The organism is Paenibacillus sp. DP01 (assembly GCF_044784315.1).
GTDB classification, from domain to species: Bacteria; Bacillota; Bacilli; order Paenibacillales; family Paenibacillaceae; genus Paenibacillus; species Paenibacillus polymyxa.
Map to the genome: position 1 here is coordinate 889,807 of NZ_CP173059.1, position 25,822 is coordinate 915,628.

Annotated in this window: 23 protein-coding genes; 18 read left to right on the forward strand and 5 right to left on the reverse strand. The window is 48.1% G+C overall.

The features are described from left to right. Window positions 1–181 precede the first annotated feature (181 nt). Window positions 182–334, reverse strand: coding sequence for a hypothetical protein (locus tag ACH59B_RS04005; RefSeq protein WP_010348453.1), 153 nt, complete (start codon window positions 332–334; stop codon window positions 182–184). Window positions 335–840: 506 nt separating this feature from the next. Here ACH59B_RS04005 and ACH59B_RS04010 point away from each other — a divergent pair. Further along, window positions 841–1,677: a YitT family protein gene (locus ACH59B_RS04010; RefSeq protein WP_013369422.1), complete on the forward strand. Its 837-nt coding sequence runs from the start codon at window positions 841–843 to the stop codon at window positions 1,675–1,677. Between the two features lie 197 nt (window positions 1,678–1,874). Continuing rightward, on the forward strand, window positions 1,875–2,231 hold the full coding sequence (locus ACH59B_RS04015) for a DUF1648 domain-containing protein (protein ID WP_404303358.1): 357 nt from the start codon (window positions 1,875–1,877) through the stop codon (window positions 2,229–2,231). Between the two features lie 65 nt (window positions 2,232–2,296). Here the strand turns inward: ACH59B_RS04015 and acnA are convergent, their stop codons facing one another. Beyond that, window positions 2,297–5,008 (reverse strand): aconitate hydratase AcnA, encoded by a 2,712-nt coding sequence (gene acnA, locus ACH59B_RS04020; protein WP_090891526.1) that lies wholly within the window; start codon window positions 5,006–5,008, stop codon window positions 2,297–2,299. A 421-nt stretch (window positions 5,009–5,429) separates the two neighbouring features. Here acnA and ACH59B_RS04025 point away from each other — a divergent pair, with 421 nt between their 5' ends. From ACH59B_RS04025 to ACH59B_RS04090, 14 genes are all read left to right on the forward strand, one after another. Continuing rightward, the gene (locus tag ACH59B_RS04025; protein WP_019686143.1) at window positions 5,430–6,425 is read left to right on the forward strand and encodes an amidase domain-containing protein; all 996 of its coding nucleotides are present in this window, start codon (window positions 5,430–5,432) and stop codon (window positions 6,423–6,425) included. A gap of 73 nt (window positions 6,426–6,498) precedes the next feature. Continuing rightward, window positions 6,499–7,587, forward strand: coding sequence for a D-alanine--D-alanine ligase (locus tag ACH59B_RS04030; RefSeq protein WP_257126671.1), 1,089 nt, complete (start codon window positions 6,499–6,501; stop codon window positions 7,585–7,587). A gap of 100 nt (window positions 7,588–7,687) precedes the next feature. Continuing rightward, window positions 7,688–8,011 (forward strand): hypothetical protein, encoded by a 324-nt coding sequence (locus ACH59B_RS04035; RefSeq protein WP_016819326.1) that lies wholly within the window; start codon window positions 7,688–7,690, stop codon window positions 8,009–8,011. Window positions 8,012–8,150: 139 nt separating this feature from the next. Further along, window positions 8,151–9,152 (forward strand): UV DNA damage repair endonuclease UvsE, encoded by a 1,002-nt coding sequence (gene uvsE / locus ACH59B_RS04040; RefSeq protein ID WP_016819325.1) that lies wholly within the window; start codon window positions 8,151–8,153, stop codon window positions 9,150–9,152. A 173-nt stretch (window positions 9,153–9,325) separates the two neighbouring features. Next, window positions 9,326–10,192 carry an inositol monophosphatase family protein gene (locus ACH59B_RS04045; RefSeq protein ID WP_029514326.1) on the forward strand — a complete coding sequence of 289 codons (867 nt, stop codon included), beginning with the start codon at window positions 9,326–9,328 and terminating at the stop codon, window positions 10,190–10,192. A 37-nt stretch (window positions 10,193–10,229) separates the two neighbouring features. Then, window positions 10,230–10,472: a hypothetical protein gene (locus ACH59B_RS04050; protein ID WP_404303361.1), complete on the forward strand. Its 243-nt coding sequence runs from the start codon at window positions 10,230–10,232 to the stop codon at window positions 10,470–10,472. Between the two features lie 165 nt (window positions 10,473–10,637). Next, the gene (locus ACH59B_RS04055) at window positions 10,638–12,368 is read left to right on the forward strand and encodes a sensor histidine kinase (RefSeq protein WP_404303920.1); all 1,731 of its coding nucleotides are present in this window, start codon (window positions 10,638–10,640) and stop codon (window positions 12,366–12,368) included. Then, window positions 12,346–13,905 carry a response regulator gene (locus tag ACH59B_RS04060; protein WP_404303363.1) on the forward strand — a complete coding sequence of 520 codons (1,560 nt, stop codon included), beginning with the start codon at window positions 12,346–12,348 and terminating at the stop codon, window positions 13,903–13,905. The genes ACH59B_RS04055 and ACH59B_RS04060 overlap by 23 nt, the downstream gene beginning before the upstream one ends. Window positions 13,906–14,079: 174 nt before the next feature. Further along, a complete protein-coding gene (locus ACH59B_RS04065; RefSeq protein WP_016819320.1) occupies window positions 14,080–15,372 on the forward strand; it encodes an ABC transporter substrate-binding protein in 1,293 nt (430 codons plus the stop codon). Window positions 15,373–15,562: 190 nt separating this feature from the next. Continuing rightward, window positions 15,563–16,471, forward strand: coding sequence for a carbohydrate ABC transporter permease (locus ACH59B_RS04070; protein ID WP_016819319.1), 909 nt, complete (start codon window positions 15,563–15,565; stop codon window positions 16,469–16,471). 5 nt (window positions 16,472–16,476) lie between these two features. Beyond that, window positions 16,477–17,316 carry a carbohydrate ABC transporter permease gene (locus tag ACH59B_RS04075; RefSeq protein ID WP_013369435.1) on the forward strand — a complete coding sequence of 280 codons (840 nt, stop codon included), beginning with the start codon at window positions 16,477–16,479 and terminating at the stop codon, window positions 17,314–17,316. Window positions 17,317–17,432: 116 nt separating this feature from the next. Beyond that, window positions 17,433–18,545, forward strand: a complete 1,113-nt coding sequence (locus ACH59B_RS04080; RefSeq protein ID WP_045245114.1) for a rhamnogalacturonan acetylesterase — start codon at window positions 17,433–17,435, stop codon at window positions 18,543–18,545. Window positions 18,546–18,618: 73 nt separating this feature from the next. Further along, the gene (locus ACH59B_RS04085) at window positions 18,619–19,653 is read left to right on the forward strand and encodes a glycoside hydrolase family 88 protein (RefSeq protein ID WP_025364028.1); all 1,035 of its coding nucleotides are present in this window, start codon (window positions 18,619–18,621) and stop codon (window positions 19,651–19,653) included. A 52-nt stretch (window positions 19,654–19,705) separates the two neighbouring features. Further along, the gene (locus ACH59B_RS04090; RefSeq protein ID WP_025364029.1) at window positions 19,706–20,107 is read left to right on the forward strand and encodes a sensory rhodopsin transducer; all 402 of its coding nucleotides are present in this window, start codon (window positions 19,706–19,708) and stop codon (window positions 20,105–20,107) included. 102 nt (window positions 20,108–20,209) lie between these two features. Here ACH59B_RS04090 and ACH59B_RS04095 read toward each other — a convergent pair whose 3' ends face one another. The 3 genes from ACH59B_RS04095 to ACH59B_RS04105 form a co-directional block, all read right to left on the reverse strand. Then, entirely contained in the window at window positions 20,210–21,160 is a 951-nt protein-coding gene (locus ACH59B_RS04095; protein WP_025364030.1) for a DMT family transporter, read from the reverse strand. A gap of 207 nt (window positions 21,161–21,367) precedes the next feature. Beyond that, on the reverse strand, window positions 21,368–22,684 hold the full coding sequence (locus ACH59B_RS04100) for a glutamate-1-semialdehyde 2,1-aminomutase (RefSeq protein ID WP_029514324.1): 1,317 nt from the start codon (window positions 22,682–22,684) through the stop codon (window positions 21,368–21,370). 82 nt (window positions 22,685–22,766) lie between these two features. After that, entirely contained in the window at window positions 22,767–23,888 is a 1,122-nt protein-coding gene (locus ACH59B_RS04105; RefSeq protein ID WP_016819313.1) for an LCP family protein, read from the reverse strand. Between the two features lie 103 nt (window positions 23,889–23,991). Between ACH59B_RS04105 and ACH59B_RS04110 the strand changes: the two genes are divergently transcribed. Both ACH59B_RS04110 and ACH59B_RS04115 read left to right on the forward strand, forming a co-directional pair. Further along, entirely contained in the window at window positions 23,992–25,032 is a 1,041-nt protein-coding gene (locus ACH59B_RS04110) for an ATP-binding cassette domain-containing protein (protein WP_016819312.1), read from the forward strand. Then, window positions 25,025–25,819 (forward strand): ABC-2 family transporter protein, encoded by a 795-nt coding sequence (locus ACH59B_RS04115; protein ID WP_016819311.1) that lies wholly within the window; start codon window positions 25,025–25,027, stop codon window positions 25,817–25,819. The genes ACH59B_RS04110 and ACH59B_RS04115 overlap by 8 nt, the downstream gene beginning before the upstream one ends. Window positions 25,820–25,822: the final 3 nt, after the last annotated feature.

Consider the following 25,822-nt stretch of genomic DNA (forward strand, 5'->3'; position numbering starts at 1 on the left):
CAACTGGGAAGCCTCAACGAAAAGTACAGTTAAGCTCGTCAGAGGTTTATTTCCATAAACGTATGAGCAAGGTTTAGAAACGCGTGAGTAACAAAAAGCCGTGGTTCTCTACAGTCGATGTAGAAAACTACGGCTTTTCAGCTTATGTAAAGCGGGATCATGCTACCGGATTAACGGAGCTTTATTTTTTACCCATTTTTTCATTCAAAATGTCCTGAAAGCTGAGCTTCTTCTCCGAGCTGTCTTCTTTCTTCTGCATACTCACCGCGTTGGCACGTTGGTATTGGTGGTGAAAAGGCATCAGGGTGTGGACAGTTAAGTTCATTGTATTCATGTGGTCATTCCTCCAATTCCATTTTGTCAAATTCAGATTGAGTTGCTTAGGACGTCTGTATAGGACTATGTATATGTACTTGATGTCGTAATGCCGTGTAGGTTGCTTGGTAATGTTTCAATCATTATACCCGCATTTATCCAAAGTAAAACGCTTTTGACATAAAACAGGAAGATGGTCGTATGTGTCCAAAATGTGTATTAGGAGGATGGTCATTTTAGGGGAAAATGTGCCTAGGGCCTAAACAAGGGCTAGAGGCCCGTTTTCTCAGTTTAGTAGTCGGGATTGTGTTTTTTTGTCGAATAACCTTGTATTAGCGGAATTTTGCGGAATTCTAAGGTTGGACTAAGGCAGTCTGGTGGCGAATTAAAGTGTCAAAGTTGTATTGACTTTATGTTGGGTAGTGGATACCATGAACTGGTTGTCAGCGTATTTTGGCAAGAAGAGTCAGCCAATCCATCTGGCAATTCATCCGTTGAAATGTTAGAGAGAGGATTAGAGCATATATGAAAAAAAGTATTGCAGATATCGTATTTATTATTCTGGGTGCGTTTTTTTTCGCGCTGGCTGTTAATCTGTATGTGATCCCGAATGAGTTTGGCGAGGGGGGCGTTACAGGGGTCACGATCATCTTGTACTACCTGTTTCAGTGGTCTCCCTCGATCGTCAATCTGGTCATTAATGGCTTGCTGCTGATTGTCGGATATAAATTTTTGGACAAGAGAACGACTCTGTATACTATAATTGCGGTCGCTTTTAACTCGCTGTTTTTACATTTAACAGTCAACTGGCGGATTGATTCGCATGAGCCGACGATTAATGCCGTATTTGCCGGAGTTTTGGTAGGGGTCGGCATTGGCTTAATTGTACGGGTCGGTGGTACAACGGCAGGAACGGTCATTTTAGCCCGGATTGCCAACAAGTATCTGGATTGGAATATCAGCTATGCCTTGTTGTTTTTTGATCTGATTGTCGCCTTCTCTTCCTACTTTATTATTGGCCCGGAAAAATTAATGCTAACTATCGTTATTTTGTACGTCGGTACGAAAGTTATGGATTTCATGATTGAAGGATTGAATCCGAAAAAAGCGGTCATGATTATTTCGGAGCATCAAGACAAAATTGCCGAGATGGTCATTACACAAATGGATCGTGGAGTCACCGTCCTGTCAGGCCACGGATATTACACCAAAAATCCAAAAGAAGTTTTATATATCGTCATTAGCAAACAAGAGGTGTCAGCGCTTAAAAAGATTGTGAAAGCTATCGATACAGCAGCATTTATCACCATTCATGACGTACGGGACGTATTCGGAGAGGGCTTTTTGGATATTTCGAAGTAATTTAGCAATGCGAAGGCAAGGATATAAGAGAATACAGTGGCAAGCCGGTCCTGAGAGGATCGGCTTTTTTGCATTTAGCAGTGAGAATGTCTTTTGCTAATCGCATAATTTCTCTTTTACTTAGCCGTGGATATAAAAATATAAATTGCTGATATGTGTATAATATGAATTAAATCAGCTCTAAAAGGAGAACTTCCATGCGAAATAGATTAAATATTTTTAATATGTTGTCCTTTCTTGTGTCCGCTTTGCCTTTCGTCATCTACCTTTTCATGTATCCGACAATGCCCAGAAAGGTAGCAATCCACTACGGTTTTAATGGGGTGGCTGACCGTTTTGTTGACAAATCCTCTCCTGAGGTATGGTTGTTATGTGGACTTAGCCTCATATCATTTATGATTATGCTTTTGCTTCAGCCTATTCTCAGACGTCGATTCAAGAGCCAAGAAGGCTCTGAAATGTTGAAAAGCCTGCCTGGTCTCATTACAGTTCTTATATCTGTTGTATTCTCGACCATAGGCATGTGTTTTCTTCTGAATGCTTCGGGCATGTAAAAAATCCCCTCTCCATTGCAGTTTACACCGCATTTGAGAGGGGATTTTCATTATTCACTCGATCATTACGCTTGAATCATTTGACGCAGTACGGTTTGCAAAATACCACCGTTGTGGTAGTAGTCGATGTCAACGGTGCTGTCCAGACGAGCAGTGACCGGGAATTCGAACTTGGTGCCATCCTCGCGTTTGGCTACAACCGTAAGTTCTTGACCTGGTTTCACGTCATTGTCAATGCCGAGGATGTCGAAGGTTTCGCGACCGTTCAGGCCCAAGCTGGACCAGCCATAGCCTTCCTGGAATTGCAGCGGCAGTACACCCATACCGACCAGGTTACTGCGGTGAATCCGCTCGAAGCTTTCTGCAATGACGGCTTTAACACCTAACAACAGCGTACCTTTGGCTGCCCAGTCACGTGAGCTGCCTGTGCCGTATTCCTTGCCGGCGATGACGATCAGGTTCTGATCGGCTGCCTGATATTTCATGGACGCATCATAGATGGACATTTCCTCATCTGTAGGCAAGTACTTGGTCACACCGCCTTCGGTGCCTGGAGCTACATTGTTGCGGATACGGATGTTGGCGAATGTACCGCGCATCATGACTTCATGATTACCGCGACGGGAGCCATAGGAGTTGAAGTCCTTGCGCTCTACACCATGCTCCTTCAAGTACAGTCCTGCCGGGCTGGAAGGGGCGATGTTGCCTGCTGGTGAGATGTGGTCAGTCGTGACCGAATCATTCAGCAAGGCAAGTACACGGGCATTACGGATTTCCTTGATATCCTGCACACCATCCTGAAGCCCTTCAAAGAATGGCGGATTTTGAATATAAGTTGAGTTTTCATCCCATTCATACAGTTCGCCTTCAGGAACCGGAATGGAATTCCATTTTTCGTTGGCTGTAAATACATTTTCGTATTTGCGACGGAACATATCCGGGCTCAGAGACAGGCTGATCGCTTCCTTGATTTCTTCGGAAGTAGGCCAGATATCTTTTAGGTAGACAGGCTGATTGTCCTGATCGTAACCGAGTGGTTCGTTCACCATATCAATATTTACCGTGCCGGCGAGAGCATAAGCGACTACCAGTGGCGGTGAGCCGAGATAGTTGGCTTTGACTTGCGCATGCACACGTCCTTCAAAGTTCCGGTTACCGGAAATAACTGCGCCAACGGTCAGATCATTGTCTGTAATAGCCTGACTCACTTCGTCAGGAAGGGGTCCAGAGTTACCGATACAGGTCGCGCAACCATAGCCTGCCACATGGAAGCCGAGGGCTTCGAGCGGTTCGATCAGCCCGGCTTTTTGCAGGTACTCCGTCACGACAAGCGAGCCTGGTGTCAAGCTTGTTTTAACATAGCCTGGCGTTTTGAGCCCGCGCTGTACTGCCTTTTTGGCGAGCAAGCCCGCGCCTAGCATAACGCTTGGGTTGGAGGTGTTCGTGCAGCTTGTAATCGCTGCAATCACGACTGAGCCAGTACCCAGCTCACTGGTGGAGCCGTCCGGATGGGTCAGTGGAACCTTCTGTGCGATCTTTTCATCGCTCAGTCCATAGCCGCCTTTGTCTACCGGGGTACGGATAATGCCTTCGAAGGTTTCTTTCATGCGGCTTAGCTCAACACGGTCCTGCGGACGTTTGGGTCCGGCGAGACTCGGTACAACCGAAGCCAGGTCTAGCTCAAGCGTATCGCTGAACACAGGGTCTGGGGTATCGGATGTGCGGAACATGCCTTGAGCTTTGTAATATTCCTCTACAAGGCTGACTTGCTCATCGGAACGTCCAGTGCTGCGCAGGTAAGCCAGCGTTTCGGCATCAACCGGGAAAAAGCCGATCGTTGCGCCGTATTCCGGTGCCATGTTGGCCACGGTCGCACGGTCAGCCAAGCTAATGTTGGCCAGACCTGGGCCGTAAAATTCTACGAATTTGCCGACCACGCCTTTTTTACGCAGCATTTGCGTGACTGTCAGCGCCAGGTCGGTAGCGGTAGCTCCTTCCGACAGGCTACCTGTCAGCTTGAAGCCGATCACATCGGGAGTGACAAAATACAGCGGCTGCCCCAGCATACCCGCCTCTGCCTCGATCCCGCCGACACCCCAGCCTACGACACCGAGTCCGTTAATCATCGTCGTATGGGAGTCCGTTCCCACAAGGGAATCCGGGAAGACAACAGTTTCGCCGTCGATGGTTTTGGTGGCAGCCACGGAAGCGAGATACTCTAGATTAACCTGATGAACGATACCGGTGGACGGCGGCACCGCACGGAAGTTATTGAATGCCGTTTGCGCCCAGCGCAAAAAACGATACCGTTCTTCGTTACGTTCAAACTCTACATTAATATTGTAGTCCAGCGCGTCACTGGTACCGAAGGCATCAACCATGACCGAGTGGTCGATTACGAGATCGACGGGAACGAGCGGGTTGATTTGTTTCGGATCGCCGCCCGCTTTTTTCACCGTATCACGCATAGCTGCCAAATCGACAACCACCGGGACGCCAGTAAAATCCTGAAGCACGATACGTGCAGGAATGAACGGAATTTCCTTGTTGGTGTCACGATCCTCAGCCCAGCCTGTCAGCTGCTGCACGTGTTCTTCTGTAATGGCGCGTCCGTCAAACTGGCGAACCGCTGCTTCCAGCAACACTTTAATGGAGAAAGGCAGCTTGGCAACACCGCTTTTTCCTTGTTCCTCCAGTGCCTTAAGACTGTAGTAGCGATAAGGCTTCCCGTTAACTTCCAAACTACGGGCAATGGAGAATTGATCTTTTCCTGACATAAGTATTACCTCCTTGAAGTGGATGCTTGCGGGAAAATAGGGATGTCTTTTTTCGACGTCATGCACATTTGGTTTTAATTGGTTGCGTTCTCAATTTCATCTTCAGTGGTGCATTGTAAGTTAAGAGGTTGAGATGAATGTAATTCGTTTCATTAGATGAAACATGATTTCAAAATGATTGCTTTTGGATTAAGTATACCGTTTTCAGACGGTTCCGTAAAGTTTTTTTGACCTAAATTATGCGTGTTCAGACTGGAAAATAAAACGTTCCGTTCCCCCGCGTTTCGATGTTCATACCAAGCTTTAGAGATTCATACTTATAGATAGAGAGCATATCCGACCAGAGAGGAAAGAAGGAAGTTATATATCAGCGTGGTTATCCCCGAATAAGGATAGCGAGACGAAAAATGGAGGGATAGGGATGGGGGAGCGGGAATGGAAACAGGCCCTTTTTGCTTATGTGAATCAGTACAATCGCAGTGAGGTAAATGGTGTACCACAGCCGGATGAGTACCTGGAGGTGGGCCAGCGAATGGAGCGGGCGGCACGTGCGGCCAGATTGGAGCAGTGGTACAACGAACGGGACGCTGTTCCCCTGCGCAGCGAGACACGCGCCAAGCCGTTACGAATAGTGCAGGATACACCAGATGAGGCAGTGGTCGATGTACAACTGCATGTGCGGCTCTTTTATGAGAAGGGCGGGATGACGCACCGGGAGGATCGGATTGAACGGGAGCGTCTAACGTTTACACGCGAGGGCGAAGCCTGGCAGGTGACGAGGATCGAGCGCGATCCTGCAGAAAGAAAGCCGGCGGGAGGAGAGGTTCCTTTTGAACAAGCGTCTTTTAATCAGGGAGGAAGTCTGCCGCTGCTGAATCGTGGTGTGCTGGGCTTCGGCTCATCAGCACGTCCCAGCCGATATCGCCGTGAAGAAGCAGCGGCCTATGCAGATCAGTGGTGGGATAACTTTAACCCGGAGTTTGAGGCGTTTGATGTGGATTGCACCAATTATATCTCGCAGTGCCTCTTTGCAGGTGGTGCACCGATCCACTATACTGGTAAAAGAGAATCGGGCTGGTGGTATAAAGGACGGGTCGCCGGACGTGAGCTGTGGAGCTATAGCTGGGCGGTTTCCAACAGTTTGGAGCGGTATTTGGGCTCCAGCTCCTGGGGGTTGACCGCAGAGCAGGTGAGTCGACCGGAGCAGCTCATGCTGGGGGACGTCATTTTTTATGATTGGGATGGTGACGGAACTTTCCAGCACAGCACGGTGGTAACGGCCTTTGATGCTGGCGGCATGCCGCTAGTCAATGCACATACGGTAAGCTCCAGACATCGTTATTGGGACTATAAAAATTCGTATGCGTGGACGGACAATACGGTATATCGCTTTTATCACATCGCCGACTATTTTTAAATGAGATGATGGATAACAGGTACAGTGAAGCAAATCAGGCACAATGACGAAAGCAGGAAAGCGGAGGATAGGCATGGCAAATCAAAAATTGACCGTAGGGCTGGTGTACGGTGGTAAATCGGGCGAACATGAGGTATCGCTGCAAACGGCGTATGCGGTAATGAACGCTTTTAACTATGATAAATACGAGATTATTCCTTTTTATATTACGAAGGCTGGCGATTGGCGTAGAGGGACGTTGTTAAGTACGCCTCTGACTACTGTAGACCAATTGAAGCTGGAGCACGCTGAGGGTGGCACCAAGGCGGCATTAGATACGTTGTTCGGCAAGTTGTATGGAGAGCAGACGCTGGATGTACTGTTTCCGCTGCTGCACGGCACCTTTGGCGAGGACGGAACGATTCAGGGTCTGTTCGAAATGGCTGATATGCCCTATGTCGGGGCAGGCGTGCTGGCTTCGGCAGCAGGTATGGATAAAGGCGTCATGAAGAAGCTGTTTGAGCATGCAGGATTGCCACAAGTGAAATACTGCTATTTTAATAGTACACAGTGGGCACAAACCGGTCATGACTTGGTGCGTAACATAGAGACTGAGTTGGGTTATCCTTGCTTTGTCAAACCAGCCAATCTGGGATCAAGTGTTGGTATTTCCAAAGTGAGTAACCGGGAAGAACTGGAAAAGGCTGTTGATCTGGCTCTGCAATTTGACCTGAAGGTGATTGTGGAGGAGTACGTCGATGCCCGTGAGATTGAAGTCAGCGTACTTGGCAATGACGAGCCGATTGCCTCGGTACCGGGTGAAATTGTGTCGTCGAGTGATTACTACGACTATGCTGCCAAATATACCGATGGTCAATCGGAAATGCTCATTCCGGCACCACTGGACGAGGAAGTGGCAGATCGTATCCGTGAAGCCGCATTGCAAGCTTTCCGTGCTCTGGAAGGTTGCGGGATTTCCCGTGCCGATTTCTTCGTCAGACGCTCAGATGGACATATCCTTATTAATGAAGTGAATACAATGCCTGGCTTTACACCGTTCAGCATGTATCCATTATTGTGGAGAGAAACCGGTGTATCCTATGTAAGTCTGCTGGATCGCATGATTGCTCTTGCACTGGAGCGTTATGAGCGCAGGTCGGCACTGCACTATGAGAACTCATAAACGAAAAACGAAGGGGAGCTGATCACTCTCCTTTTTGTTCATATATATTGATGTACTTGAGCATTTTACTAAACCCTTAAATATGAAAGGTGGCGGCTACATGGGCTTTCAAACTGAATTTAATTCGGTGTGCAAATTCAAGAGTGAACAAGAACTTTATGAACTGCTGGAATATGGACGTGGCAAAATGGTTAAATCCGGACTGCGCGTTTTTCCGACAGGACAGAAGGTCATCGCTTATAGCGTGGACAACGTGGCAGTAGCCATCGTTCAGATTGTGGGCTGTATCGCCGAAATCAATTTCCAAGGTGACGAAGTGACCGAGGTAGAAATGACTCTCATTCGTAAGCTGAATGAAGAGGAGTCAAGAATTCAGACCGCGTTGGCAGATGAAATGTTTTTTGGAGCACAGCAGCAATCCTAGCTGTTTGTTTCTTTCAGTTTTGTGCAAAACACCGAATCAGCAGATGCTTTTCCGGGTATGATCAGTAGAAAAGGGGTTTAGGTCACATAATGAAAGCGGCCTTGCCATCTACTGCGAACTGCTGAAAGGAAGGACATCTATGATCGTAAGGTTCGGTTATGTTGCCATGTCAGTCACCGTGCAAAATGCATCCCCTTCTAAAACCATGACTATGGCCAGCTTTAACAAGATCGGAGACCGAGAAGCCGCGATCCGCAAGCTAGAACGAATTGCAGCCGAAAATCTCCACAATACATTGAGGCTGCTGCGTCATAATCGTGCGAGTGATATTCAGGTCTATCGTTTCTCATCCAAGCTGATTCCGCTCGCGACCCATCAAGATCTGAGGGATTGGGACCCATTTCAGGCGCTTGCTGCTGATTTTGCAGAGGTGGGGGACTATGTCAAGGCGAATAAGATGAGGGTATCGTTTCACCCCGATCATTTTACAGTGCTGAGCACTCCCCGTCCTGAAGTGTTGCAAAGCTCCATTCATGATCTGAAGTACCACGTGGCGATGCTGGAAGCTATGGGACTTAGTGCCGAAGCCAAGAACAACATTCATATTGGTGGTGCATACGGAGATAAGGTGACCTCAGGTCAGCGTTTTGTAGAGCAGGTTAGTGCGCTGGATCTTTCATTAAGAGAACGGTTAACATTGGAAAATGATGATAAAACGTTCAATGCGGTGGAAACACTGGAAGCTTGCAAAATAACAGGCTTACCAATGGTTCTTGATATTCATCATCAATGGGTTAATAACGAGGGAGAGAAGCCGTGGGAGCTTTGGCCGGATATATTGGATACCTGGAAAGGGGAATTGGCCCAAGCCGGATCTTCTGCGGATCATCCATTGCCGCCCAAAATTCATGCGTCCAGTCCCAAAAGTGAAAAAGACCCTCGTGGTCATGCAGACGGTGTTCTGGTGGAGCCATTGCTGACCTTTCTGCGTAATATTGCTGGATATACCGATCGGATTGATGTCATGCTTGAAGCCAAACTTAAGGATGAAGCGTTGTTCGGATTAATGAATGAACTGCGTCTTCAGGAAGATAACGGGGTCAAAGTGTTGGGTGGGGCTTCCATAGAAATTACGCCTTAGAAAGCAGTATTTCGCGGATAAAGCTTCCATATGGAGAAACTTTATGAAGCTTATTGTGTATACTAGAATGTGTAAACTAGCAAACTTGTACTGAAACAGAGATGGTTAAGAGAATGTCTGTTGGGCAGGCTCGTAAACCACGTAACAATGATATAGAAAGTAGAGTGAACACGTTGAACGAACATGAAAACGAAAAGGTTCCCTATATCGTATCAGGAAAAAGCTATACGGCCGTGGCTATTAATGCGGCATCCAAAGCCGGGGAATGGATTAAAAGCAGGCTGGGCACAGTTGAACAATTGAATACCAAGCAGTCGCCGACCGATCTAGTGACCGAGGTAGATAAAGGTGCAGAACAGATGATTCGTAGACTCATTCTCACCCATTTTCCCGATCATGCCATCTTGGGTGAAGAAGGGGTAGAGCCGGGAGCCGAAGCTTCAGCCCGAGCATTAGAAGCTGCCCGTGAAGAGGAATATTTATGGATTATTGATCCGGTAGACGGCACTACCAATTTCGTGCACAGTCTGCCGTACTACAGTGTGTCTATTGCCTTGGCTCATCGTGGTGAAGTGATTGTCGGGGTAATTTATGATCCGTCCCGTGATGAAATGTTTGTAGCGGAAAAAGGAAAAGGCGCATATGTCCACGGCAATCGCATGCAAGCATCGAGAGAAGAGACGCTGGGAGATAGCCTGGTGTGCATTGGCTTCCCGCCGGATCGTACGTATGCACAACCGTTGAATATGAAAATCACGCAGGTTCTTACACCTCAGGTACGCGGTATTCGGGCGCTCGGCTCGGCAGCGTTGCATCTGGCTTATGTGGCGTCGGGACGTTTGTCTGCTTATTGCGAAATCGGTTTGAATGCCTGGGATGTGGCAGCGGGCGCTTTGCTGGTACAGGAATCAGGAGGTACTATTACCGACACATTGGGCCAACCTTATGACCTGAGTGTACGGCATATTGTAGCTACGAATACAGCTATTCATTCTCAACTTATTCAAGTGCTGAAAGAAGCAGACGCAACCGGGTTATAATACTACGTAGACCATCATTCTGAAGGAGGAAATCGCGATGAGCCAGTCCGAAGAATTGGAACGCCAGCTCAGTGAACTGCTGACGGAAGGCGAAATTCGTGAGAATGAGGCCAAAAAACGGGAACGACTCAGACCCAAATATGAGGTGCGGGTTCAGACTCAAATGGACCCTATTGTCGAGGAGACGCGTAAATACCGGAGTATGGCACGTGAGCTTGATGACCGATATGACGAATATATGAGCAAGGCGGACAAATCGAAAGCAACCGATCAACGCTAAGCAAGCCCAAATACCTCTTGCCGAATGACCAAGGCATGGGGTATTTTGTATAATATATAGAGTTTTCTCCATTTTGAGCTGGACGGGCAGGACGTGCGAAGGAGGCGACGTGTACTGATCACCTATTTTAAGAGCGCTTACAAAAATGCTGGAATCCATCATAAGATGGTACTGCTGATTACGGTGCTCATGCTGGTTAACTTTGCGGTTGTTGCAGTCATACTTAAATACGTATTTCATATTTATGATAATCAAATGTACAAAAAGACATCTGAAGTACTCAATATTTCTTCGATTGGCATTGAAAATGAACTGAAGGATGTTGAAAAAGTTACGTTTAAGGTAATAACGGACGAGCAGCTTCAGCGTTATTTGCTCCAATTGGAAAAGGAAACATCACCTTATGTCAAAACGGTACTGCGCAAAAAAATAACGAATAGGCTTATTGCCTTCGCCGGCTCTGAAACCTATGTCTATTCTATGATGGTGATCGACAAAGAGGGACAGGTCATGAGTGCGGGCAACCGCGAAGGTATCCCCCAAGAGCTTCGATCCACCCTGTCGGAGTTGGCAGACGAATATGACGGCTCCCATGCATGGTATGCGGCAGGTCACTCCTCCTTGCTGGCCGCGCGGCAATTCAAATCCTTTACCGATTCCAATTTTACGCTGAACGGGCTCGGCACGCTTGCGATTCGTGTACGAATTGACCGGATTGTAGCGGATCGTGTGCAGACCTCCGGCCGTGACGGACAGTTGATGATTACAGACGGAAGACGGATGATTTATCCCGAAACACCGCTTTTGAGTGAGAGCGATATTCAGGCAGAGCTTGGGCGGAAGCAACCTTACGGAATCGCGACCTATACAGGGGGGACCTTTTTTGCTGCTCAAATCAAATCCTCATATACGGGCTGGACGTATTTACATATGACTCCCTTTGATGATATGTTCCGCAGTATTACGATAATCAAAGAAATTGTAAGCGCAATTTTTGTCATTATGCTACTTATTGCATTGGCGCTGGGCGCTAGGTTATCGGGCAGCATTACCCAACCGATCGTTCAGTTGATTCAGAACATGCGTAAAATAGAAAAAGGCGACCTCGACCGTCTGGAAGAGGAAGCGCTTGGGGCGGTACCCCTTTCCACACAGGATGAGGTTGGTCTCTTGCATCGGACGTATAAGAAGATGATCCGCCGTATCCGCGAGCTTATTAATGAGAATGTTGCCAAGCAGCTATTGCTGCGGGAAACAGAGCTAAAGGCGCTACAAGCACAGATTAATCCACATTTTCTATACAATACGTTAGAATCTGTGAACTGGCTCGCCAAGGCCAATAAGCAGGATCGGATTTCAGAAATGGTGGAAGCCCTTGCTTTTCTACTACGCAGCACGGTCAGTTTTGAAGAGCAGTTGATTCCACTTCAAAAAGAGCTGGATATCGTAAGGAGCTACGTAACGATCCAAAAAACACGTTTTGATGAGCGCCTCGATTTCCACCTCGATGTCCCGGAAGAGCTGATGGATGCACAAATTCCGAAGCTAACGCTTCAGCCCTTGGTGGAGAATGCGATCCATTATGCGCTGGAGCCGCGTATTGAACCGTGTCGGATCACGATTGTGGCCAGAGAAAGCGAGGGAGCGCTGTTCCTGCGGGTTGAAGATGACGGACCTGGAATGAGCCTGGATTTCTTGGAAAAGCTACGCAGCGGTCAGATCACAACCCGTGGGCGGGGCATTGGACTTGCGAATATTCAGGAACGGATTAACCTGACATTTGGTACACCTTGGGGGATAGAACTGCACAGCGAGTCAGGAACAGGTACGTCAATTCATGTCTGTATTCCATATGTGAAAGGGGATCAGGGTCGTGTACAAGGTGCTACTGGTTGATGATGAGCGTATGATTTTGGAAGGCATATCACAGGTGGTCGATTGGGGCAAGGCCGGAACACAACTGGTAGGTACGGCGCGTAATGGGATTGAGGCATATGATCAGATCCAGGCGAGCCCGCCTGATTTTGTGATCAGCGATATTTCCATGCCAGGACTGGACGGTATCGGACTCGTTGCCAAAACGACGGAGCATTTTCCAGACGTTCGTTTTATTCTGCTGTCTGGCTACAAAGATTTTGACTATGCCTGTCGGGCCATGCAATACGGGGTAAAGCACTACTTGTTGAAGCCCTGCAATGAGCGACAAATTCATGAGGCTCTGACTGAGCTGGGACAGGAGCGAGAGGAACAGGAAGAACGCAAGCAGTTTGTGAACCGGATGAAGCATGATTTTCAGCGTATGCTGCCGCATGTGAAGGAGCATTTTTTGAAGGAGTTTATTTCCTATAAAACTTACGGTAGCCGTGATATCGCTTTTTATGAGCGTTTGTTCGGTCTGGAGTTGCAAGATAAGCAGGTTCGAATGCTGCTGCTGCGGGTAGAGGAGTCCCACGAGCCGGAGCATTTGTTTGCTTTGCAAAATATAGCAGGGGATTTAATGGATCATGTCTTGCTCAGTACGACGATGCAAGGGCAGCTGCTGATTGTGCTGGAAAGTGCGGATGACACGTCTGGGTTTATGAAACAGATTGAAGCGGTACGTACGACGTTCCACCGTTTTTATAAGCTAGAGGTGACCGTCGCAGTTAGCGAGTCGGATAGCATGCAGCATTCGCGGGGGATGTACCGGGAGACATTGCATTGTATGAATCACCGCTTTTACACCGGGGAGGGCAGCCTCATTACGAAGGAAGATTTGGCGGCTGATGACACCCGGGAGATGGCAGATTTGGAACTGGACGAAGAGAAGTTCGGTCTGCTGATCAAGGCTGGAAATAGGGAGGAAGTTGCACAGGAAGTGGATCGGCTGTTCGGCATCCTGTCCCGTATGAAGCTGGAAATTTCCGTAACCCGTTCTTATGTGCTACAGCTATATGCTGCCATGATTCGTATATGTCCTGAAGAAGAGCGTGCGGCGTTCACGAGTCGAATGGTCGTGCTGGCAGAGCAAAAAACATTGGCATGCCTCAAATCTTTTGTACAGGAAGCCGCCGAACGAATGACCGCAATTTATTATAAAAGCAATGTATATCGCCAATCTTCCACGGTGGTTAAAATGATCACTATTATTGAGCAAAACTATAGAAAATCCGATCTTTCGCTGAACGGAGTGGCGGGTCAAATGCTCTATATGAATTCCGACTACTTAGGGAAAATCTTCAAAAAAGTGACGGGGGAAAACTTTTCACACTATGTTAACCGTTACCGGATCGAGCGCGCGGCTGAGCATATTCGGGAGACGGGAGACGTAAAGGTGTTTGAGCTGGCGGAATGGTTCGGCTTCGGCGGGAACGCGCAATATTTTAGCCAGGTGTTCAAAAAATGGGCAGGTATGACACCCTCCGAGTACATTAAATCACACGAACGGGGATGAGCTGCTGAGTCCCTCTGTTTTTTAAACCTTTGAAATCTGATTTGTGTATTCCAATGTTTCTCTGCTTTTGGGAAAATAACAACAGGAGCAAATGTAAACGCTATCAAAAAAGCGTAAGTACATTGTTACTCGTAATAAGGCTCCTTTCTAGAACAGCGAAAAGGGGAGAGATAGGTGGGCAAAAAGGGATGGTTTCTGGTCATAGCGATGCTGCTCGTGTTGACGACGGCATGTAGTGGAGCAGACGGTGGAGGCAATTCGGGCACAAGTGCAGACGGGAAAGTAAAGTTGCGGATCGCTTGGTGGGGATCGGATACGCGCCACGAATATACGCAGAAGGTTATCGATTTGTATAAGCAAAAAAATCCGAATGTAACGATTGATGTGGAATATGCCTCTTTTGATGACTACTGGAAGAAGCTCGCACCGCAGGCGGCAGCAAACCAACTGCCGGATATCGTGCAGATGGACATTTCGTATATTAGCCAATATGCGAAGAACGGCCAGCTGGAAGATATGGCGCCTTACTTGAATCAGAAAATCCAAGTCGCTGATGTAAACGAAAATGTACTCAAAACCGGAATCATTGCCGGAAAGCAATATGGTATTCCAACAGGTGTCAATGTGCTGGGCTTCCAGTACGATCCGGCACTGCTCAAAAAAGCGGGCATAGACAAAATTCCTGATGACTGGACATGGGACCAATACAAAGAGCTGGCTTTGAAGGCCGCCTCCAATAAAGTTTACTTTGACAGCTCCATGGCTGCGGATATTTTCTTCCACTACTATTTGCGGACACATGGAAAATCTCTCTACAATACGGAAGGAACAGGATTGGGGTATGATGACGATAAGCTGTTTGTTGATTTCTTCGGTGGTTTAGCTGAGCTGATTAAGAAGGGGGCGACACCGACTCCTGAAGTCATGAACCAAACGAAGGGAATTCTTGAGGAATCGGATATCGTAAAAGGAACAGGTATCGGCATTTGGCAGTGGTCCAATCAGTATGTGGGCTTACAACAGGTCGTTAATCGCCCAATGGCGCTTGCTCCGATGTTTGGACCGAATATGGAAAAAGGCGTGTATATGCAGCCTACCATGTATTGGGCGGTGGCTTCCCGTTCACAGGTGAAGGATGAGGCCGCAAAGTTTATTGATTTCTGGATGAACGATGTAGAAGCGAATAAATTGATTAAAGGCGAACGTGGAGTACCAATTTCCGCCAAAATCAAGGAAGCTGTAGCGCCGGAGTTGAGCGAGGCAACGAAGCAGGTGTTTGAATTTGTGGCTTCCATGGAGCCAAAAGCTTCTCCAATGAGCCCACCTCCGCCAGTTGGATCACCAGAAGTGATTGCTACTTTGACCGATTATATTGAGCAGGTCAATTTCGGGCAGATGACGCCTGAAGACGCAGCGGTCAAATTCCGGGCTGATGCGAATACCATCCTTGCGAATAACAAGCAGTAATAATGCAGGGTTGAAGGATCGATTCGTTAGGTTAACCGTGCGTAGTGCAAAGCATGACTTGCGCACGGTTGATCCGACGAACCCATTGCAGAGGCAACCTTTGTAGATATCACAAAATAATTCATATAACAACGCATAGTTTATATTTACACGTACGCAAATTCTTAAAATGCAACAGAAGGGAGGCTTGATGAGCTTGCGAAATCATCAGAGCTTGAAAGCCAATATGACCGGATATGCGTTTATCAGCCCGTTTATTGTGGGCTTTCTGGCATTTACGTTAATTCCAATGTTTATTTCACTGTATCTGTCCTTTACGAGCTACAATCTGTTCACCCCGCCCAAATGGATTGGTCTGGGTAACTTCGAAAAAATGTTCACAGGTGATCCGAAATATTGGAATTCGATCAGGGTCACATTTACGTATGTATTGGTCGGTGTACCGTTGCGACTGATTTTCGCGTTGTTTGTGGCGATGATTTTGAATACCAAGTCACGCATGGTAGGCACCTATCGGACGATGTATTATCTGCCTTCTATTATCGGGGGTAGCGTTGCAGTGTCCATCATGTGGCGCAATATTTTCAGTAATGAGGGCATTGTTAACAGCTTGCTTTCGGCCTTGGGGGCAACTCCAGTGAAATGGTTTGGTGATCCGAATGCTTCGCTCATGATGCTGATCACCTTGTCTGTATGGCAATTTGGTTCATCCATGCTTATTTTTCTGGCAGGGCTGAAAAACATTCCGCTTGAAATGTACGAGGCATCCAGTGTAGATGGCGCTACGCCAGTACGAAAATTTTTCAGTATTACGCTGCCACTGCTGAGTCCGATTATTTTATTTAACTTGATTATGCAGACGATCAGTGCGTTTATGACCTTCGTCCCAGCCTATGTTATCTCCAAGGGTGAGGGTGGTCCAATGGATGGAACGATGCTACATTCACTGTATCTGTTCCGGCAGGCGTTTATGTTCAGCAATATGGGATATGCGGCAGCTATGGCCTGGGTCATGCTCATTATGATTGCGATACTGACAGCGATTTTATTTATGACATCCAAATTCTGGGTGTTCTATGAAACGGAAAAGGGGCGCTGATACCAATGGCATGGAAAACGTTCAAATGGCCAATTTATCACATTCTGGTTGCTGCACTGGCGCTCCTAATGCTGTATCCCGTGTTCTGGATGCTGTTCAGCTCTTTTAAAGAAAGTCGGACGATATTCGTCACGGCCTCCTCGCTTTTCCCTACAGAATGGATTTGGCAAAACTATGTAACAGGCTGGAAAGGCACGACTGGTTATAACTTTGGCACATATATTCTGAATTCGCTCACGATCGTAGTGATTTCCACGATTGGTGCTGTGCTTTCCTCCTCATTGATCGCATTTGGCTTCGCACGTTTGAAATTCAAAGGGCGTAACTTGTGGTTTGCTCTGATGATGGTGACGCTGATGCTGCCGGGGGATGTAGTGCTGGTACCGCAATATATTATTTTCACCAAGCTTGGATGGATCAATACGATCTTACCGTTGGTAGTGCCATCCTTTTTCGGGATGCCGTTCTTCATCTTTCTGATGGTGCAGTTTATACGGACGATTCCAGCAGAGCTGGATGAAGCGGCGACGATTGACGGATGCGGCAAGTTCCGGTTGTATTTTCGAATTATTTTACCCTTGCTCAAATCCTCGCTGGCTACGGCGGCAATCTTCTCTTTCTACTGGAAGTGGGAGGATTTGTTAGGCCCGGTACTGTATCTGAACTCGCCAGAAAAATATACCGTATCGATTGCACTCAAAATGTTCCTCGACAGCGAGTCAGCCTCCAACTGGGGAGGAATGTTCGCGATGTCCATCCTAAGCCTGCTGCCTGTCATCGCTGTATTCTTCGCTTTCCAAAAGCAAATCGTAGAAGGAATGAGTACGAGTGGCCTGAAGGGCTAAGACCTAAAAAATGCATAGCGTGAGGATATAAAGCGTGCACATAAAAAGGGGATGCACCTGAATATGCATACAATTGATGGTGAGGATTTAAGGGTGAAGGCCGAGGGGTGAGTAAAATGTGGAAGTTTGACTTTGGTCCGGGGGAACCTGCGGAGGGCTACAAGGCCGTGTCCCCGGATTGCATATATACGGCTGAGCAAGGCTATGGCTTCGAGACTACGGAGCATGTGTATGGCCGACAAAGGCAGAATCCAGCCAAGGATGCACATACACGGCTGCGAAGCAGCTTTTGTATTCCACTGAACGCTTCGTTTGTTGCAGATGTACCGGACGGAATAGTTTTGGTCACCGTATTGCTTGGCGATCCACTGGCGGAAACGCTCACGCGGTTCCGGGCTGGTGAGGGCAAGCATATGCTGCCTCCCGTCCACACGTTGCCAGGCCAGTTCACCGAGGCAATGTTTACGGTGCCTATCCGGGATGGTAAACTGCGCCTCATCGTATCTGGCACCGCACCGAGACTCAATGCGCTGGAGATTGTGCCAGCACCACAGAATCTCCGGCTATTCCTAGCCGGAGATTCCACGGTTACGGATCAAGGGATGTCCGGCTATCCGTACACTGGCTGGGGACAGGCTTTGCCGGCCTTGTTCAAGCATGATGTGTGCGTGGATAATCACGCTGTATCGGGGCGAAGCTCCAAGAGCTTCGTGGACGAGGGACGGTTGAACGTTATTTTGGAGGAAATGAAGACAGGAGACTTCCTGTTCATCCAGTTCGGCCATAATGATCAGAAGCCCGATCTGGAGCGGGCCACGGAGCCTTTTACGACCTACAAGGAGCATCTGCGCCTGTATGTAGACGGAGCGAGAAGCAAGGGCGGAACCCCGGTGCTGATTACGCCTGTACATCGTCGCTATTTTAACGTGGACGGTACGTTGTCCGACACACATGGCGACTATATAACGGGGGTTCGCGAGCTGGCCGAAGAAGCGAACGTGCCGCTTATTGATCTGTCTGCCCGCACGCAGGAGTTATATGAAGAGCTTGGCCCCGAAGAGAGCAAGGAGCTTTTTATGTGGCTGCTGCCTGGGGAATATATGAACTTTTCCGGCGGTTTAGAGGATAATACACATTTTCATGAGAATGGCGCGGTTCGGATTGCAAATATGGTGACGGCGGCTGTGAAGGAACTGGATTTGCAACCGCTGCGCATGTACTTACGTTGACGGATGACCTTTTTTGGAACAGGTGGCAAGGAGGGCAACTAGCGTGAAGCTTACCAAGAGAGGAGACGTGGAAATGCCCGCATTGAGTTTTGATGAGGAACAGATTAAACAGGTGATTGACCGGGTAGTGGAACGCACGTTTCAAATGCACTATAGCTGGGATTGGCCAGGTGGAGTAGCCTTTTATGGAGTATGCGAAGCCTATGAAGCGACAGGCAATGAACAGTATTTGACCAAGCTGAAAGAATGGGTTGACGAAAATATTGAGGATGGACTTCCGCCACTGTCGGTGAACGGCGTTTCTGTCGGGCATTGTTTGTTGACGCTACATCAGGCTACAGGTGAGCAAAAATACCTGGATATCGCTATCGAGATGGCAGAATTTTTGACGAAAAAAGCTGAACGGTTTGCCGACGGCATTTTCCAGCATACCGTGAATTCACTACATGATGTATTTCCGCAGCAAGCATGGGTGGATACGATGTTTATGGCCGGTTATTATTTGCTGCGGATCGGTCATTTGCTGGGCAACAAGACATATTGGGAGGATGGAATCCGGCAATATCACGGGCATGAAGAATTTTTGCAGGACCCGGATACGAATTTGTATTACCATGGCTGGGATCATGCGAACCAAAGCCGCATGTCGGGCATATACTGGGCGCGCGGCAATTCATGGGCAGCACTCACGATGGCCAAGGCGCTGAAATGTGTCGAGGTGCAGCATCCATCCTACATGATCATTGACGGCTCACTGCGTGACCAACTCAATGCACTGGTGCGGCTGCAATCCCCCGAAGGGCTATGGCATACGGTGCTGAACGATGATACCTCTTATCTGGAAACCTCTGGTTCGGCAGGAATTGCGACTGCTTTGCTTATGCAGGGCCGATTGTTTAACAAATACACGCAAAAGGCGATTGACGGTATCCTTTCCCGCATTAAAGAGGACGGCACAGTGACTGGCGTATCCGCTGGAACTGCTGTAATGAACGATATAGATGGCTACCGAAACGTACCCTACAAACGCATTCAGGGGTGGGGTCAGGGCTTGGCGCTTGCTTTTCTGGCTGAACTGCTGCGTACCCAGGAGAATCCGTACGGGTAGAAAAGAGGCATAGAGATGTAAAAGTATTCATAGCTGAAAGGAGGCCATTGGCATGGGAGATACTGAACGGTCACAGGAAAAGGCGGCTAATCAGCCGCAAGGAAGCTTATTCTGGGTCATTCCCGACGGGTATATTCCACCGGAAAGCCGGGGAGAGCTGCTCAGTCATGAAAGTATATGTGTGCTGAACTGTGGAAACTGTGCGGCAAAGCTGAGCATAGACATTTATTTTGAAGACCGCGAGCCGTTGGAGGGAATGATCGAGGTGGTGGAAGGAAGACGAACCCGCCATATCCGAACAGCCTCGCTGGAAAAGTCCGGCGAACGGATTCCGACAGGTATTCCTTACGCAATTACGGTCACTAGCGATGTGCCCATCATCGTACAATATAGTAGACTGGACACCACACAGCCGGAGCTGGCATTAATGAGTGTCATGGCGTATCCGGTCTAGTCCGACGAAGGCAAAGAAGATAAAAAAAGAAATCTCCAGGCTGGAATTGCCCAGCTTGGAGATTTCTTTTTTAAGACAAGATTTGTGCCTGCTCTTAGTCCATTATTGCGATTTTGCCGAAGTTGTTTTGATCGGCGCGAAGCTTTTTCGTCCTCCGAAATTGGTGCCCACCACACCGATAATGATCACCACAGCACCAATAATGTGATAGTAGGCAAGCTGCTCTTTCAAAATGTAAGCACCGGCAATCATGGAGATAAGGGTGGATAAATTACCGATCACACTCATTTTGGAGGCTTCGATCCACTTCAAGGCAAAGCTCGATAACAGCGAGGTGACGAGGGTAGACAGTATGCCCAGATAAGCCAGTGCTAGCCAATAATCTGGCTTTACCAGCGGCGCGGTATAGGCGCTCATAGAGCCGTCTATGGCATGATACCCCAAGGCCGCCAGGTTAAAAACGATACATCCTAAAATGGAGGTAACGTAGGTCAACTCCATCGGACTGTACTTTTGCGTTAATGGACGAGCCAGCACGTTATAGCCAGATAGGCATATAGCAGAGAGCACGAGCAGAACAATACCGCCAAAGCTATTGGAAGCTAGCGGTGCTCCGCTCTTCATCACAAATATAAAAACCACACCAAAGACAGAGAGTAGTAAGGAAATCTTTTGAAGCACTGTTGTGCGCTCTTTAAGAAAATAGGAGGCTAACAGAAGTGTAAAGATAGGAACAGTAGCTTGAATAATTCCACCTTCCGATGAAGAAGTGCTCATCAGCCCGAACGCTTGCAAGGGGAAGAACAGTAACGGTGAAAGCAGCGCCAATGGCAAGATACGCAGCACATCACGCCACTTGATATTGATTTTAATCCAACCCAGCAGCACTGGAATGGTCAAAGCAATCAATGACAACGCGAAGCGGTGGGCGATCACATCCAGTGGGCTTGCCTCCGTCACTGTCAGTTTTACAAATAAAAATGAGAAGCCAAGTATAGCTGCATAGCTGAGAGCTGCCAGATAGGCGACCCCATTTCTGGAACGACTGTGCATAATAAACCTCCGTAATCATGATCTCAACTTGTGGTTCTCTCAATATAACCGGATGGTATAACCAGATACAATTCATAAATTTCACAACTGTACCGGTACAGTTGTGAAATGAAAAAGAGCTGGAACGCAGTCCCAGATGTCGGATACCCATCTTTAAGACTACTTCCAGCTCTCATTCTATTCATATTTTATCGCTTACTGCTCTGCTTATTTACCTTGTGACATCGCGCGGAACGAATCGTCCGCTGCTTCCAGCGTGGCATCCACGTCTTCGTCCGTATGCGCTGTTGTGAGGAACCAAGCTTCGAACTTGGATGGAGCCAGATGGATACCACGATTCAGCATGTGACGGAAGAAGGATGCGAACGCTTCGCTATCCGTGTCCTGCGCCTGTGCGTAATTCGTGATTGGATGATCGCAGAAATGCGTCGAGAACGCTCCACGAATGCGGTTGATCGTCAACGGCACGCCGTAGCGATCAGCAGAAGACTGAATACCGTCCGTCAGTCTCACAGCCAGACGTTCCATCTCTTCATACACGCCTTCCCCTTGAAGAACTTCAAGACAGGCGATGCCTGAAGAGATGGAAGCCGGGTTGCCTGCCATTGTACCTGCCTGATAGGCTGGGCCGAGTGGGGCAACCTGCTCCATGATCTGCTTGCTGCCGCCGTAGGCACCAATCGGCAGACCACCGCCCATGATTTTGCCCAGCGCGGTCAAATCCGGCTGAATCGCATCATGATTGTCGAGACCTGCATACGTTTGGGTTGAGCCGTAGTGGAAGCGGAAGGCGGTAATGACCTCGTCATAAATGACAAGGGAGCCGTTCGCCCGCGCCATCGAGCACAGCCCTTCCAGATAGCCTGGCTGTGGCATCACCATGCCGAAATTACCGACAATCGGCTCCACCATGACTGCCGCCACATCGTCGCTCCAGCGCTCCAAAGCTTGGCGCAATGCGTCAAGGTCATTGAAGGGCACAGTAATGACCTCGCTCGCAATGTTGGTTGTAATACCTGCGCTGTCAGGTATGCCCAGTGTGGAAGGGCCGGAGCCTGCGGCTACAAGTACCAGATCCGAGTGACCGTGGTAGCAGCCGGCAAATTTGATGATCTTGTTCCGCCCCGTATAGGCCCGTGCCACACGAATCGTCGTCATGACTGCCTCTGTGCCGGAATTCACAAACCGGACCTTATCCATAGAAGGAATGGCCTCTTTTAGCATCTTGGCCAGTTTGATTTCCAATGCCGTCGAGGTTCCATACAATACGCCATTCGCAGCCGCTTCGCTGATGGCCTTGGTAATATGGGGGTGAGCATGTCCGGTAATAATAGGGCCGTAGGCCGCCAAATAGTCGATATACTTATTGCCATCCTCGTCCCAGAAATGAGCGCCTTGGGCACGTTTCATGAATACTGGAGCGCCGCCGCCTACAGCTTTAAAGGAGCGTGAAGGGCTGTTAACGCCCCCGACAATATGCTCCAGGGCTTCTTTATATAATGCTTCGGAGTTATCCCGTTTCATCATCAAAACTTCCTTTCCGTTCATTAAAATAGGGTATACACACGCCAAAGGGCAGCGTTCACGGCTGCCCCTGCATACATCATTATAGCTCTTTTTGTCCTGTCTTTGTTGTTGATTGTGTGGAAGCATCCTCATTACTGGTTTTATTGCCTCCTGTAAAGGAAGCTTTATCCGTCTTGGAGGACGATGCACTATCCGGCTGTTTCGTTTCGTTCTGATCCTTATTTTGTTCCTGTGTTTGTGTAGGAGGATTATTAAATATATCCTGTACATAAGATTTCAGTTCTTCCGGATCACGGACGGTAAGAACTGCCGCGCCGCCCACATTTTCTTCGCCAAGCAGCTTCATCGGTGGAACCTGTTCGCTGCCTGCAAAGCTGCTTTGGTACCCCACATTCGCCAGCTTCCACATATCGTTAACACTGAGATTCGTATCAATGTACGGGTTAACCTGCTCTAAAATGCTTGGCAGATTAGCAATGGAAGTCGTGGTCTGCATTTTCTGGGCTACAGCCTCCAAAAATGCCCGTTGCCGTCCGGAACGGGAGAAGTCGGACATGGCATCGTGGCGGAATCGCACATATTGAAGCGCCGTCTTGCCGTCCAGATGCTGCATACCCTTTTTCAAATCAATATCGTATTCATGCTTATCCGCATTACTTGTATAATGCATATCCTTTTCCACTTCAAAATCAATGCCGCCTACTGCGTCCACCAGTTTAATAAAGCCTTGGAAATCCGTATACACATAATATTGCACTGGGATGCCCAATAGATCGCCAGCCGTCTTCATGGCCGTATTGGGTCCGTGAGTAATGGCGGTGTTGATCCGATTTTTTCCGTAGCCGGGAATATCCACGTACGTATCACGCAAAATAGAGAACAGGTGCATTTTTTTCTTCACAGGGTCCAGCGATACAACCATCATGCTGTCCGATCGGGGGACTTCCCCTTTCTGGATGCCACGACCATCGACACCCATCAGCAAAATGTTGACCATATCGGTACCTTCCCACTTGGGCGGTTCTGGTGTACGAACCTGATCGACCTGCTTTACATTTTTGAAGGGGGAGTTAGCACCCTCTTTATGCAGATTATCCAGCTGATTATAAATGGATGTAAAATAGTACACGGCAAAGCCAACAATCGCGACGATTACCACGGCTAGAACCGACCATATCGTCCTTTTGGTTCTGCTTGTCATGGATGCTCTCCCTTTCGCTTTTCAGTTCATTACATTATAATTTCTTTTTGGAGCACAATCAATTTAACTATGGATTTTACAAATCCTGATTGAGAGGTATAACATGCTGGCAATTGATGTGCAGGATCTGCGCAAAACATTTAAGGTTCAAAAAAACCGCGAGGGCTTAAAAGGCGCCTTCCTTGATTTATTCGCCCGCGAATACAACGAGGTGGCTGCGGTCAAAGATATATCCTTCCGTATTCCGCAAGGGGAAATATGCGGTTATATTGGTGAGAACGGGGCCGGAAAGTCCACCACGATTAAGATGTTGACAGGTATTCTCGTGCCAACATCGGGACATCTCAAGGTGGGGGGCTATGTCCCTTATGAGGATCGCGAGAAGTTTGTAGGTAACATAGGCGTTGTTTTTGGTCAGCGCAGCCAGCTTTGGTGGGACATCGGCGTGATCGAGTCTTTTCAACTGCTGCGCAAAGTATATCAGGTTCCGGCTATGGACTTCAAACGCAGGCTGGATGAGCTGGTAGAAAGGCTGCAATTGCAGGATTTGCTAAGCCGCCCGGTGCGCAAACTTAGTCTTGGACAACGGATGCGTTGTGAACTGGTAGCTGCTTTGCTGCACAATCCGTCGATTGTTTTTCTGGACGAGCCGACCATTGGGCTTGATATCATGGTGAAGTCCGAAATTCGTGAGTTTTTGAAGGACATGAACCGGGAACACGGGACTACTATTTTGCTGACGACCCATGATTTACAGGATATTGAGGCGCTGTGCTCGCGCGTCATTATGTTGGATGATGGGAATATCATTTATGATGGTGGACTGGATGATCTCAAGGCTCGTTGGGGGACAGGTCGGGAAGTACGGTTCCAATTTGGTACGACGACTGTGCTGGAGCAATTGCAGGCATGGACAGCCGATATGCCATTAACGTGGACTATGGATAACGATTTGGCTGCCAAGGTGTGGATTCCTCTTCATATTAATGTATCGGATGTGCTGGCTAGCGTAGTTGGCCGCACGGACATTACGGATATCAAAATCATTGAAACCAACACGGATGATATCGTCCGCAGTATCTATCAGTCTGGCTCGGCAGAACGCCAAGGCAATCCGCTAGTGGAGGCCAAAGTTCATGCTTAGCGTATATACCGATTTTATTCGTATTCGATTTCTCACGATGCTTGCTTATCGTGTGAACTATTATTCGGGCATACTTATTTATTCCATGAATATCGGCGTGTATTATTTCACATACAAAGCGATATATGGCGATGCGGGTAGTATTGGAGGTTTTACTGCTGCTCAGATGACGACCTATGTAGCCGTATCGTGGATGGCGAGAGCCTTTTATTTTAACAATCTGGATCGTGAAATATCGACGGATATTCGTGATGGTAGCATTGCTATTCAGATGATCCGACCTTATAACTATGTACTTGTTAAATTTATGCAGGGGCTTGGCGAGGGAATGTTTCGCTTCCTCCTATTTATGATTCCAGGTATGGCGATTGCGATGCTGCTGTTTCCCGTGAAGCTGCCTAGTGATCCGGTAGCCTGGATCGGTTTTCTAGTCATGCTGTTTTTCAGCTTTCTGATCAACACTCAGATTAATATTATTACGGGATTGACGGCCTTTTTTATCGAAAATAATGAGGGCATGATGCGCATGAAGCGCGTAGTCGTAGACCTGTTTTCAGGGTTGATTTTGCCAATTAGCTTGTTTCCGGGCTGGCTGGCAACAATTTCCCAATGGATGCCGTTTCAGGCAATTACTTATTTGCCGGGCTCTGTATTTACGGGACGTGTAAAAGGCGTTGGCATATGGAATGTGCTGGGTATCCAAATCATTTGGCTGGTCGTTCTGCTCGTGCCGATGATCATCATTTGGCGGCTGGCGCGCAGACGTCTGTTCGTGCAGGGAGGGTAAGCC

What these genes read in the sequence shown, in the direction of transcription:
- ACH59B_RS04110 (WP_016819312.1), top strand. Translation starts at nt 23,992, where the DNA reads ATGCTGGCAATTGATGTGCAGGATCTGCGCAAAACATTTAAGGTTCAA.
- ACH59B_RS04010 (WP_013369422.1), top strand. Translation starts at nt 841, where the DNA reads ATGAAAAAAAGTATTGCAGATATCGTATTTATTATTCTGGGTGCGTTT.
- ACH59B_RS04100 (WP_029514324.1), bottom strand. Translation starts at nt 22,684, where the DNA reads ATGAAACGGGATAACTCCGAAGCATTATATAAAGAAGCCCTGGAGCAT.
- ACH59B_RS04105 (WP_016819313.1), bottom strand. Translation starts at nt 23,888, where the DNA reads ATGACAAGCAGAACCAAAAGGACGATATGGTCGGTTCTAGCCGTGGTA.
- ACH59B_RS04035 (WP_016819326.1), top strand. Translation starts at nt 7,688, where the DNA reads ATGGGCTTTCAAACTGAATTTAATTCGGTGTGCAAATTCAAGAGTGAA.
- ACH59B_RS04050 (WP_404303361.1), top strand. Translation starts at nt 10,230, where the DNA reads ATGAGCCAGTCCGAAGAATTGGAACGCCAGCTCAGTGAACTGCTGACG.
- ACH59B_RS04115 (WP_016819311.1), top strand. Translation starts at nt 25,025, where the DNA reads ATGCTTAGCGTATATACCGATTTTATTCGTATTCGATTTCTCACGATG.
- ACH59B_RS04070 (WP_016819319.1), top strand. Translation starts at nt 15,563, where the DNA reads ATGAGCTTGCGAAATCATCAGAGCTTGAAAGCCAATATGACCGGATAT.
- uvsE (WP_016819325.1), top strand. Translation starts at nt 8,151, where the DNA reads ATGATCGTAAGGTTCGGTTATGTTGCCATGTCAGTCACCGTGCAAAAT.
- acnA (WP_090891526.1), bottom strand. Translation starts at nt 5,008, where the DNA reads ATGTCAGGAAAAGATCAATTCTCCATTGCCCGTAGTTTGGAAGTTAAC.
- ACH59B_RS04025 (WP_019686143.1), top strand. Translation starts at nt 5,430, where the DNA reads ATGGGGGAGCGGGAATGGAAACAGGCCCTTTTTGCTTATGTGAATCAG.
- ACH59B_RS04015 (WP_404303358.1), top strand. Translation starts at nt 1,875, where the DNA reads ATGCGAAATAGATTAAATATTTTTAATATGTTGTCCTTTCTTGTGTCC.
- ACH59B_RS04090 (WP_025364029.1), top strand. Translation starts at nt 19,706, where the DNA reads ATGGGAGATACTGAACGGTCACAGGAAAAGGCGGCTAATCAGCCGCAA.
- ACH59B_RS04080 (WP_045245114.1), top strand. Translation starts at nt 17,433, where the DNA reads ATGTGGAAGTTTGACTTTGGTCCGGGGGAACCTGCGGAGGGCTACAAG.
- ACH59B_RS04085 (WP_025364028.1), top strand. Translation starts at nt 18,619, where the DNA reads ATGCCCGCATTGAGTTTTGATGAGGAACAGATTAAACAGGTGATTGAC.
- ACH59B_RS04055 (WP_404303920.1), top strand. Translation starts at nt 10,638, where the DNA reads ATGGTACTGCTGATTACGGTGCTCATGCTGGTTAACTTTGCGGTTGTT.
- ACH59B_RS04075 (WP_013369435.1), top strand. Translation starts at nt 16,477, where the DNA reads ATGGCATGGAAAACGTTCAAATGGCCAATTTATCACATTCTGGTTGCT.
- ACH59B_RS04005 (WP_010348453.1), bottom strand. Translation starts at nt 334, where the DNA reads ATGAATACAATGAACTTAACTGTCCACACCCTGATGCCTTTTCACCAC.
- ACH59B_RS04095 (WP_025364030.1), bottom strand. Translation starts at nt 21,160, where the DNA reads ATGCACAGTCGTTCCAGAAATGGGGTCGCCTATCTGGCAGCTCTCAGC.
- ACH59B_RS04030 (WP_257126671.1), top strand. Translation starts at nt 6,499, where the DNA reads ATGGCAAATCAAAAATTGACCGTAGGGCTGGTGTACGGTGGTAAATCG.